The sequence below is a fragment of the Pseudomonas sp. FYR_5 genome (assembly GCF_043106315.1).
GTDB lineage: Bacteria > Pseudomonadota > Gammaproteobacteria > Pseudomonadales > Pseudomonadaceae > Aquipseudomonas > Aquipseudomonas putida_Y.
Genome location: NZ_JBICMK010000082.1, coordinates 61,647 through 72,553 on the forward strand (window position 1 = coordinate 61,647; position 10,907 = coordinate 72,553).

Here is a 10,907-nt window from a genome sequence, read left to right on the forward strand (position 1 = left end):
ACAACAAGTGCGTGCACTGTCACGCACTTGTGCAACTTCTATGTTGCTGTTGCGACAACTTTTCTGATTGCGACATAGTGTCGCAACCCGCCCTTTCAATCCACCACCTTGAATTGTTGCAAATGCTGGTAATCGGCCTGCAATTGTTCTGCCAGACGCTGCGCGCGTCCCAGGCGCACTGGCGCCAGCTCCATATCGACCAACAACGTGGCGCATGGCATCGGCTGCACGATATTGCTGTACTGCAGGCGACCGTCGGTGAAGACCAGGCAACGCAAGGCTTCTTGCGGGTGGGCTCGCTGCCGCGCCTGTAGCCAGTGCCGCGCCTGCTCCAGTGCGGCGATCAGCGGCGTGCCCCCACCGGCCCCCAAGGCCTGCAGCCAAGGTTGCAAGGCAGCGGATGCTTTCAGCCCGTGGCGCTGCCACTGTGGCGTGCGCCCGCTGGCAGTCAGCAGGGCCAAGCGGGCGCGCTGGCGATAGGCCTGGTCGAACAATGCCGCCAGCAACCCTTTGGTCTGCGCCAGCGCCTGATGACGCCGGGTTGAAGCCGAGGCATCGACGATCACCAGCCACAACTCTGCAAGCCTGCCCTTGCGCTGCTGCCAGCACAGGTCCTGTCGCTGACGCGGCCGCCCTTTGAGCAAGGTCGGCAGCCAGGCCACCCGGCCGGCCGCCGCATGATGCACGGGGCCACGGCGGGTACCGTTCTGCTTGCCTGTGCCCGCTCTGGCATCCGCCCCTTTGGCTGGTGGCTGGGGGATGCTCAGGGCTTTTTTGCCCAGTTCGGCACCTCACGGCGGGCGCCGCTGGCAACCGGCTGCGCCGGTAATGCCCCCCAGTCGCCCTGCCCGCCCCGTTCACCCGGGTTGCCGGCGCCAGGCTGCTGGTCAGGCGGCGGTGGCGCCGACGGCGGGTTGGCCTGGGGCGTCATACGGCGGCGATGGCGCAAGGCGAATTCGGCCACCGCCTCGACATCCACTTCTTCGATAGCCGCAGCGCCGCGCCAGGCACAATGGGCGCGCGCAGCGCGCAGCCACACCAGGTCGGCGCGCAGGCCGTCCACGCCGGCGGCGTAGCAGCGCTCGGTAATCCAGGCCAGCGCCTGGTCATCCAGGGCAATGTCGGCCAAGGCCTGGCGCGCCGCCTGGCAGCGCTCGCGCAGTTGCGCCTGGGCCTGGGCCCAGTGTGCGCAGAACGCCTGAGGGTCACTGTCGAAGGCCAGGCGGCGGCGAATGATCTGCTGCCGGGCCTCGGGCTCCGGTAAGCCCTCCAGCGCCACGTTCAGGCCGAAACGGTCGAGCAATTGCGGGCGCAGCTCGCCCTCTTCCGGGTTCATGGTGCCGATCAGTACGAAGCGGGCGCTGTGCCGGTGCGAGATACCGTCACGCTCGACGCGGTTTGTGCCGCTGGCAGCCACGTCAAGCAACAGATCGACCAAGGTGTCGGGCAGCAGGTTGACCTCATCGACATACAGCACACCGCCGTCGGCCTGGGCCAGCACGCCCGGGGAAAACTGCGCCTTGCCCTGCCCCAGCGCGGCATCCAGGTCGAGGGTGCCGACCAACCGCTCTTCACTGGCGCCCAATGGCAAAGTGACGAACGGGCCTTCGCCAAGCAGGTCGGCCAGGCCACGGGCCAGGGTGCTCTTGGCCATGCCACGCGGCCCTTCGATCAGCACACCACCGATCCTGGGGTCGATGGCGGTCAGGCACAGCGCCAGCTTGAGGTCGTCTGCACCGACCACGGCCGCCAGCGGAAATTGTACGGGTTCACTCATTTCAAGCCTGTTCCTCGCCGTCGAGCAGTTGGTCCTCAAGGGCTTCGCGGTAGTCGCCCGGCGCCTGCCACAAGCCGCGCTGCTGGGCCTCCAGCAGGCGCTCGGTGAGGTCGCGCAGGGCCTCGGGGTTGTGCTCGCGCATGAAATCGCGGGTCGCCGGGTCGAGCACATAGGCATCGGCCAGCCCCTGGTAATGATGGTCGTCGATCAGGTGCGTGGTGGCGTCGAAGGCGAACAGGTTGTCGACTGTCGCTGCCATCTCGAAGGCACCCTTGTAGCCGTGACGCTTGACCCCGTCGATCCACTTGGGGTTGAGCGCACGGGCACGGATTACCCGGTTCAGCTCTTCCTTGAGGGTACGGACGCGCGGTCGGTCGGCCTGGCTGTGGTCGCCATGGTAGCTGGCCACCACCGCCCCGGACAGGGTTTCCGAGGCCGCCAGCATGCCGCCCTGGAACTGGTAGTAATCGTTGGAATCGAGCAGGTCGTGCTCGTGGTTGTCCTGGTTCTGCAGCACCGCCTGCACCTTGGCCAGGCGTTGGGCGAACTGGGCGCGGGCCGGGGTGCCGTCGTCGCTGCCGCCGTAGGCATAGCCGCCGTGATTGAGGTAGACCTCGGCCAGGTCGTCGCGGCTGTGCCACAAGCGCCCGTCGATGGCGTTCTGCACCCCGGCACCGTAAGCGCCAGGTTTGGCACCGAACACCCGCCAGCCTGCCTGACGCGCGGCCTGCTCGGCATCCACGCCCTGAGCCTGCAGCGCTGCCCGTTCGCTGCGCACGCGGGCAGCCAAGGGGTTGAGGTCGTCAGGTTCGTCCAGCGCGGCCACTGCCTGCACGGCGGCGTCGAACAGGCGGATCAGGTTACCGAAGGCATCGCGGAAAAAGCCGGAAACGCGCAAGGTCACGTCCACCCGCGGGCGGTCGAGCAGGCTCAACGGCAAGATTTCGAAGTCGTCTACGCGCTGGCTGCCGCTGGCCCATACAGGCCGCACGCCCATCAGTGCCATGGCCTGCGCGATGTCGTCGCCGCCGGTGCGCATGGTCGCCGTGCCCCACACCGACAGGCCGAGCTGACGCAAGTGGTCGCCGTGGTCCTGCAGATGGCGTTCGAGGATCAGGCTGGCCGAGGCGAAGCCCAGGCGCCAGGCCGTGGTGGTGGGCAGGTTGCGCACGTCCACGGTATAGAAGTTGCGGCCGGTGGGCAGCACATCGAGGCGCCCTCGGCTTGGCGCACCACTGGGGCCAGCGGGCACGAAGCGCCCGGCCAGTGCCGCCAGCAGGCCATGCATTTCAGCCGTGCCGCAGGCGTCCAGGCTGGGTGCGACCGCTTCACACAGGGCCTGCACGACAGCGTGCACCGGTTGCCACTCACTCAGGTCGGGTAACTGTACTGTGCCCTCCAGTGCCTGCCCAATCACCTGCAGTGCCAACAGCTCAAGGCGCTCGCGGGTATCGCCACAGGTGCGCCAGGGTTCATTGCTCATGGCCTGCAGCTGTTCAGGGCGTATGCCCTGCCACGGCTGCCCAAGGTCGCAATCGAGCGGGTCCCAGCCCGGCACCAGTGCTTTCGCCAGGGCCCGCAGCAGGCTGGCATTGCCGCCACGACCGTCGCCACGCTCGACCCGCAACAACGCCAGCAGCGTATCCAGGCGTAGCCGCCCTTCAGGTGACTGACCAAACACGTGCAGGCCATCGCGAATTTGCGACTCCTTCAGGTCGCACAGGTAGGTATCCAGGCGCGGCAGCCAGAGCGCCGCATCGTCCAGTTGCCCTTCCAGTTGCAACTCACGGTCAATGTGGTTGGCCTTGACCAGCTCGAGGATGTCACGCTGCAACTCGCGGGCACGCCGAGGGTCGAGCAACTGCGCTTCGTAGAACTCGTCGGCCAGTTGTTCCAGGTGGCGCAGCGGGCCATAGGTTTCGGCACGGGTCAGCGGCGGCATCAGATGGTCGATGATTACCGCCTGGGTGCGCCGCTTGGCCTGGGCGCCCTCGCCCGGGTCGTTGACGATGAACGGGTAGATGTTCGGCAGCGGCCCGAGCAGCGCGTCCGGCCAGCACTGCGCCGACAGCCCGACGCCTTTGCCGGGCAACCATTCGAGGTTGCCGTGCTTGCCGACGTGGATCACCGCATCGGCGGCAAATGCGTGACGCAGCCAGAAGTGAAATGCCAGGTAGCCGTGCGGCGGCACCAGGTCAGGGTCGTGATACACCGCGCTGGGGTCTACCTGATAGCCCCGCGCCGGCTGGATACCGACGAAGGTCAAACCAAAGCGCAGGCCGGCAACCATCAGCCGGCCGCTGCGGTACATCGGGTCCTGTTCGGGCGGCCCCCAGCGTTCCAGCACTGCCTGGCGGTTGGCCTGCGGCAGGCGCTCGAAGGCCAGCTGGTAATCGGCCAGGCTCAGGCTCTGGGCACAGGGGCGCTGGTCGAGGTGGTCGAGGTCGTTGGTCACCCCACCGAGCAACTGCTGGATCAGTTGCGTACCGCTGCCCGGCAGTTCGGCCAGCGGGTAGCCTTCGGCCTGCAGCGCCTTGAGGATGTTGAGTGCGGCGGCGGGCGTGTCCAGGCCGACGCCATTGCCAATGCGGCCATCGCGGGTCGGGTAGTTGGCCAGCACCAGGGCCACACGCTTCTGGGCATTGGGCAGGCGGGCCAGCTCGACCCAGCGGCGGGCCAGCTCGGCGACAAAGTCCATGCGCTCGGGGTGGGCGCGGTAGCAGACAACGTCGGACTGGCTGCGCTCGCTGCGCCAGGCCATGTCCTTGAAACTGACAGGGCGCGTGATGATGCGCCCATCCAGCTCCGGCAACGCAATGTGCATGGCCAGGTCGCGCGCGCCCAGGCCCTGTTCGCTGGCCTCCCAGCCAGGCTGGTTGTCCTGCGCACAGATGGCCTGAAGCACCGGGATGTCGCGGCGGAACGGGCGCAGGTTGGGGCGCTCGGGGCTGGACAAGGCGAAACCGGTGGTATTGACCAGCACTTCGGCGCCGACCTCGTCCAGCCAGGCTTCGACCTGTTCCAGGCAGGCGCTTTCCTTGAGGCTGGCCACGGCGATCGGCAACGGGTTCAGGCCGGCAGCCTGCAGGCGCTGGCAGAATACGTCGATGAACGCGGTATTGGCCGCTTGCAGGTGCGAACGGTAGAACAGCAGCGGCGCCACTGGCTGCTCGGGGTGCCAGTGCGGGTACCAGTCCTCGAGTGTCGCGCTGCCCTTGGCGGGGTGATATACCGCGGTGCGCGGCAAAGGCTGCGGCTCGTCCCAGGCATAGTCGCGGCCCAGCCACTGGCTGGCCAGGCAGTTGAACAGGTTGATGGCATTGGCCTTGCCGCCCTGGCGCAGGTAATGCCAAAGCCGCTCGGCCTGCTCACCGCGGACGTTGCCCAGGCTGGTCAGTTCCGGGTCCGGGCGGTCATCGCCCGGCACCAGAATCAGCTGCACGCCACGGGCGGCCAGCTCGACCAGTTGTTCGACGCCGTAGCGCCAGTAGCCAACGCCACCGTGCAGCGACACCAGGATGACCTTGGCGTGACGCAGCACCTGGTCGACATACAGGTCGACCGAGGCATGGTTCTGCACCTGCATCGGGTTGGCCAGGCGCAGGCTGGGAAAGTCTTCGGGCAATTGCTCGGCGGTGTCGGCGAGCAATGCCAGGTGTGAATCGCCGCTGCAGAGAATCACCAGCTCGGCGGGTGTCTGGCCGAGGTCGGCAATGCTGTCATCCGGTACGAAACCACCGGGCTGGGTCCGCAGCAGGTGCATGGGTCAGGCGCCCAGCGCCTGGCGCAGGCGCGCTTCCAGCTGGGCGGCATCGAGGTCCTGGCCAATCAGCACCAGGCGGGTGATGCGCGGCTCGTCGGCGCGCCAGGCGCGGTCGAAGTGCTTGTCGAAACGGGTGCCCACGCCTTGTACCAGCAGGCGCATCGGCTTGCCCGGGATGGCGGCGAAGCCTTTGGCGCGCAGGATACCGAACTCCACCACCAGCTGGGTCAATGCATCGAGCAGCAGGCTTTCGTCGGCTTCAGGCAGGTCAATGGAGATGGAGTCGAAAGCGTCGTGGTCATGATCGTCATGATCGTCGCCATCGTGGTGCGAATCGTGGTGGGTTCGGCGGCCATCGATATGCGCCTCGGACTCGGCACCCACGCCCAGCAGCACCTCCAGTGGCAGCTTGCCGCTGCTGGCCTCGATCACTTTCACCGCCGGCGGCAGTTCTTCGGCCACCTCGGCACGCACCTTGGCCAGGCCTTCGGCGTCGATCAGGTCAGCCTTGTTCAACACCACCAGGTCGGCACTGGCCAACTGGTCAGCGAACAGCTCGTGCAGGGGCGATTCATGATCCAGGTTAGGGTCGAGCTTGCGCTGGGCATCGACCTGGTCCGGGTAGGCGGCAAAGGTGCCAGCGGCCACGGCCGGGCTGTCGACCACGGTGATGACCGCATCGACGGTGCAGGCGTTGCGGATTTCCGGCCACTGGAACGCTTGTACCAATGGCTTGGGCAGGGCCAGGCCGCTGGTTTCGATGAGGATGTGGTCGAGGTCGCCACGGCGGGCCACCAGCTCGCGCATCACCGGGAAGAATTCTTCCTGCACGGTGCAGCACAGGCAGCCGTTGGCCAGCTCGTAGACGCGGCCGCTGGCTTCTTCCTCGGTGCAACCGATGCTGCACTGCTTGAGGATTTCGCCATCGATGCCCAGTTCACCAAATTCGTTGACGATGACCGCAATGCGGCGGCCCTGGGCGTTGTCGAGCATGTGGCGCAGCAAGGTGGTCTTGCCCGAGCCGAGGAAGCCGGTGACGATGGTGACGGGGAGCTTGGCCAGTGTTTTCATGTCGCATTGCCCTTGGCAGTGTGGCGCGGGCATGCAGGACGACAGCCGCAGGCCAGGCTGGCCGGGCTTGTTCGCCACCGGATCACCCCGCCCGGTTGAAAGTCGAAAACGTGACGAGGCAGGTCTCCTGGCTTGCACCGTTCCATGCCCCGTTCAGTCGAACGGCGGGCTGGCGGGATGACGCCTTCCCGCGCGCTGGCGCAGTGGCTGTGTCGATCCGTTGTCGGTGCTTACAGTTGCGGGGGCAGCCGCGGCTTGTACCGCGTTCCCGTCTTAGCTTCGGCCAGGCCGAAGAACCTCGAAGTGGCAAGGCTACGCAGTGGCTGGCGGGTGGTCAACCATTGCTGCGGGGCCGGTCGACAACGCTGGGCGCAAGTGCGCTACAGTGGCGCCTTATCCACGGTCAAGGACGCACCATGCCCCTCGCCCCCGCCATACCTGTACTGCGCATATTCTCGATCGACAAGGCCAAGGAGTTCTACCTCGACTTCCTGGGTTTCAGCCTGGACTGGGAGCACCGCTTCAGCCCGGACTTGCCGTTGTACATGCAGATCCACCGTGATGGCCTGATCCTGCACCTTTCAGAGCACCATGGCGATGCCTGCCCTGGCTCGACCGTGTTCGCCCGCCTCGACGACCTGCGCGCGCTGGAGGGTGAATTGCAGGGTAAACAGTACGGTTTCGCCCGGCCCGAGGCCGAGCGCCTGGATTGGGGCCTGCAGATGCAGGTATGGGACCCGTTCGGCAACCGCCTGCGCTTTTGCCAGCAGATCAATGACGAGGCCAACCCGTGAAGGCATTGGGCAAACGCGAGATGAGCCGCCTGGAGCGGGAGTTGGTTGCGTGCCTGACCGATGCCTGCGAAGCCGCCAAGGCAGAAATTGTCGGCTTCAGTTGGCTTACCCATCGCCTCGACCCCGAGGACTTTCCGAGCAGCCTGCGTATCACCTGGGTATTCGAGCAAGAGGCCGACAAGGCAGCGGCCGTGGTCGGTGATGCGAAGGCGCGCATGCTGGCGCTTACCGGCCTGGCGCTGGAGCAAGCCGGCATTGAGCTGGACCATCCGGCCTGGCATGTGCGATTCGACAGTGAAGAAGCCTGCGCGCACGGCCACGGCGGAGACTGGGCCAAGCGCTTGCAGACGCAGCGCTGAGCCCCAACCGGCAGCCGGTGCTTTACCCGGCCCCAGAGGGCCGTTAGGCTACGCAGTCTCTAAATTACGAGGTGTTCGTCCAATGCGCCATTGATGCCGCCGTCTGTTCGACGGCCAGTCTTCAGCCTCCGGTTCGTACCGGAGATGTCGCGGCATTTGTGGAGTTGTGCATGACGAACACGTCGATTCTGACGCTGGACAGCGTCTCCTTGGCCTTGCCTGATGGCAGGCCGCTGTTTAGCAACCTCAACGAAACCTTCGACCAACGCCGCACCGGCCTGGTCGGGCGCAATGGCGTGGGCAAAAGCCTGCTAGGGCAGATTCTTGCCGGCCAGCGTGAACCGAGCAGCGGCCATTGTCGGCGCCTCGGACCTGTCCATTTGCTGGACCAGCAAGTCATCGAGCGCAGCGCCACGCTGGCCGACCTGGCCCAAGTGGGACCGGTGATTGCGGCGCTGGAGCGCATCGAGCAAGGCAGCATCGAGCCCCAGGATTTCGACACCGTTGGCGAGCGCTGGGATATGCGCGAGCAATTGCAGCTGCAGCTTCAGGGCCACGGCCTGGGTCAACTTGACTGGCGCCAGCCCGCTCGGACCCTGAGCGGTGGCCAAGCCATGCGCGTGGCACTGATTGGCGCGTGGCTCAGCGGTGCCGATTACCTGATCCTCGACGAGCCAAGCAATCACCTGGACAGCAACGCCCGCGCCCAGTTGCTGAGCATGATCGAAGCCTGGGACCGTGGCTTGCTGGTGATCAGCCACGACCGCAGCCTGCTGGCGCACATGGCACGCATTGTCGAACTATCCAGCCTGGGCTTGCAGGCCTATGGTGGCAACTACAGCCTCTATAGTGCGCAAAAAACCAACCAGACGGCGCAGGCCCAGCAGCAACTTGCCCGGCTGAAGCAGGCGCAGCAACGACAGGCCCGTGAACTGCAGCGCCAACGCGAAGACCTGGAGCGCCATCAGGCCCGGGCCGGGCGCCAAGCCAAGCACGCCAACCAGGCCAAGATTCTGGTCGACCGCAAGCAGGAGCGCAGCCAGGCCACTGCCGGCAAGCAGCGCCGCGAGCATCGCGATGCTCGGCAAACGCTTATGGGCAAAGTGCGTGACGCCGCCCGCGAGATGGAGCATGACAGCGCTATTACCTTGCACACGCCCACACCTCAGCGTCATCCGGGCCGAGAAGTGTTGGCGTTGCAGGCACTTTGCTTGCCCCATGGCACCCGTAAAGCGCTTGACCTGCGCTTGTGCCTGGGCCAGCGCGTAGGGCTGATCGGCGCCAATGGCAGTGGCAAGTCTACCCTGCTCAGGCTGCTGAATGGGGAATTGCCGGCATCGCCCGACAATGTGCGCCTCAGTGGTGAGACCGCCCTGCTCGACCAGCACTGCAGCACACTGGCAGGCAACCGTAGCGTGCTCGAACACCTACGCCAAGCCAACCCGACGATGGCCCAGGGGAAATTGCGCAGCCGCCTGGCGCAACTGGGCCTGGATGCGGCCCGTATCGAACTGCCCAGTGGCCTGCTTAGCGGCGGTGAGCGTATGAAGGCGGCGCTGGCCGCCGTGCTGTACCGCGAACGGCCGCTCGACCTGTTGTTGCTGGACGAACCCGGCAACCACCTGGACCTGCCTTCGCTGACAGCCCTGGAACGCATGCTTGGGCAGTTTCGCGGGGCGCTGATAGTGGCGTCCCATGATGCGGTATTGCTGGAAAACCTGGCGCTGGATGAGTACTTGCGGTTGTAGAAACCGAAAAAAAAGCATCGCAGCCTATCAATTCGTGACTGGCCGTTCCCGATCCGCCAAGGATGTATTAAGGTGGCATGGTGCGCATATAACAGCAGCCCGAGCGATCGGGCACTTGCAAGACAATGAGGGTGTCATGAGCAACGAAAGCATTAATTGGGACAAGCTGGGTTTCGACTACATCAAGACCGACAAACGCTACCTGTCCGTATGGCGCAATGGCGAGTGGGACAAGGGCACCCTGACCGAAGACAACGTACTGCACATCAGTGAAGGCTCCACGGCCCTGCACTACGGCCAGCAGTGCTTCGAAGGCCTGAAGGCCTACCGTTGCAAGGACGGCTCGATCAACCTGTTCCGCCCGGACCAGAACGCTGCCCGCATGCAGCGCAGCTGCGCACGCCTGCTGATGCCGCACGTGCCGACCGATGTGTTCATCGAAGCGTGCAAGCAAGTGGTCAAGGCCAATGAAAAGTTCGTGCCACCGCACGGCAAAGGCGCCCTGTACCTGCGCCCGTTCGTGATCGGCACCGGCGACAACATTGGCGTGCGCACCGCCCCCGAGTTCATCTTCTCGGTGTTCGCCATCCCGGTTGGTTCGTACTTCAAGGGTGGCATGAAGCCGCACAGCTTCCAGATTTCCAGCTTCGACCGTGCTGCCCCGCAGGGCACCGGCGCGGCCAAGGTCGGTGGCAACTACGCTGCCAGCCTGCAGCCGGGCGCTGAAGCGAAGAAGGCCAACTTCGCCGATGCCATCTACCTCGACCCGCTGACCCACACCAAGATCGAGGAAGTCGGTTCGGCCAACTTCTTCGGCATCACCGCCAACAACGAGTTCGTCACCCCGAAATCGGCCTCGGTACTGCCAGGCATCACCCGCCTCTCGCTGATGGAGCTGGCGCAATCGCGTCTGGGCCTGACCGTGATCGAAGGCGATGTCGAGATCAGCAAGCTGGACCGTTTCGTCGAAGCTGGTGCCTGCGGTACCGCAGCCGTGATCACCCCGATCGGCGGCATCGAGTACAACGGCAAGCTGCACGTGTTCCACGACCTGGAAAAGGTCGGCCCGGTTACCCAGAAGCTCTACAACGAGCTGACCGGCATCCAGAGCGGCGATGTAGAAGCACCAGCAGGCTGGATCGTCAAGGTCGCCTGAGTCGCATCAGCTGTATGAAAACGGGGCATGCCAGTAATGGCATGCCCCGTTTTTCGTAGGTTTACACGGCCACCTTGAGGTGCGGGTTTACCCGCGAATACGGTGGCGGCGGCAACGATGAAGGGCGGGTGGAAATTGGCCAGCAGGCCCGGCCCTTTCGCGGGTGAACCCGCTCCTACACGACGGCCTGCGCCCAACCCACGATGTGTGTTCACCACCGTGGTAGGAGCGGGTTTACC

8 protein-coding genes and 1 riboswitch are annotated in these 10,907 nt (G+C 65.4%); of the genes, 4 read left to right on the forward strand and 4 right to left on the reverse strand.

Annotated features, from left to right (window positions below; all coding sequences use genetic code 11):
• Positions 1-95: 95 nt before the first annotated feature.
• The 4 genes from ACF8RA_RS14225 to cobW all read right to left on the reverse strand — a co-directional run bounded on the left by ACF8RA_RS14225 (position 96) and on the right by cobW (position 6,611).
• Positions 96-686 carry a VWA domain-containing protein gene (locus tag ACF8RA_RS14225; RefSeq protein ID WP_392515358.1) on the reverse strand — a complete coding sequence of 197 codons (591 nt, stop codon included), beginning with the start codon at positions 684-686 and terminating at the stop codon, positions 96-98.
• Positions 687-763: 77 nt separating this feature from the next.
• On the reverse strand, positions 764-1,777 hold the full coding sequence (locus ACF8RA_RS14230) for an ATP-binding protein (protein ID WP_176683346.1): 1,014 nt from the start codon (positions 1,775-1,777) through the stop codon (positions 764-766).
• A gap of 1 nt (position 1,778) precedes the next feature.
• Entirely contained in the window at positions 1,779-5,540 is a 3,762-nt protein-coding gene (cobN, locus tag ACF8RA_RS14235) for a cobaltochelatase subunit CobN (RefSeq protein ID WP_392519266.1), read from the reverse strand.
• A gap of 3 nt (positions 5,541-5,543) precedes the next feature.
• Positions 5,544-6,611: a cobalamin biosynthesis protein CobW gene (cobW, locus tag ACF8RA_RS14240; RefSeq protein ID WP_003247913.1), complete on the reverse strand. Its 1,068-nt coding sequence runs from the start codon at positions 6,609-6,611 to the stop codon at positions 5,544-5,546.
• A gap of 99 nt (positions 6,612-6,710) precedes the next feature.
• A riboswitch (cobalamin riboswitch) is annotated at positions 6,711-6,927 on the reverse strand.
• A 100-nt stretch (positions 6,928-7,027) separates the two neighbouring features.
• On the opposite strand from cobW, the gene ACF8RA_RS14245 reads away from it, so the two are divergent.
• From ACF8RA_RS14245 to ACF8RA_RS14260, 4 genes are all read left to right on the forward strand, one after another.
• Positions 7,028-7,405 carry a glyoxalase superfamily protein gene (locus ACF8RA_RS14245; RefSeq protein WP_176683344.1) on the forward strand — a complete coding sequence of 126 codons (378 nt, stop codon included), beginning with the start codon at positions 7,028-7,030 and terminating at the stop codon, positions 7,403-7,405.
• Positions 7,402-7,764 carry a hypothetical protein gene (locus ACF8RA_RS14250; RefSeq protein WP_392488351.1) on the forward strand — a complete coding sequence of 121 codons (363 nt, stop codon included), beginning with the start codon at positions 7,402-7,404 and terminating at the stop codon, positions 7,762-7,764. The genes ACF8RA_RS14245 and ACF8RA_RS14250 overlap by 4 nt, the downstream gene beginning before the upstream one ends.
• Positions 7,765-7,934: 170 nt before the next feature.
• Positions 7,935-9,512 (forward strand): ATP-binding cassette domain-containing protein, encoded by a 1,578-nt coding sequence (locus ACF8RA_RS14255; RefSeq protein ID WP_392519267.1) that lies wholly within the window; start codon positions 7,935-7,937, stop codon positions 9,510-9,512.
• Between the two features lie 136 nt (positions 9,513-9,648).
• Positions 9,649-10,668 (forward strand): branched-chain amino acid aminotransferase, encoded by a 1,020-nt coding sequence (locus ACF8RA_RS14260; RefSeq protein ID WP_176683341.1) that lies wholly within the window; start codon positions 9,649-9,651, stop codon positions 10,666-10,668.
• The last annotated feature ends 239 nt before the right edge of the window (positions 10,669-10,907 follow it).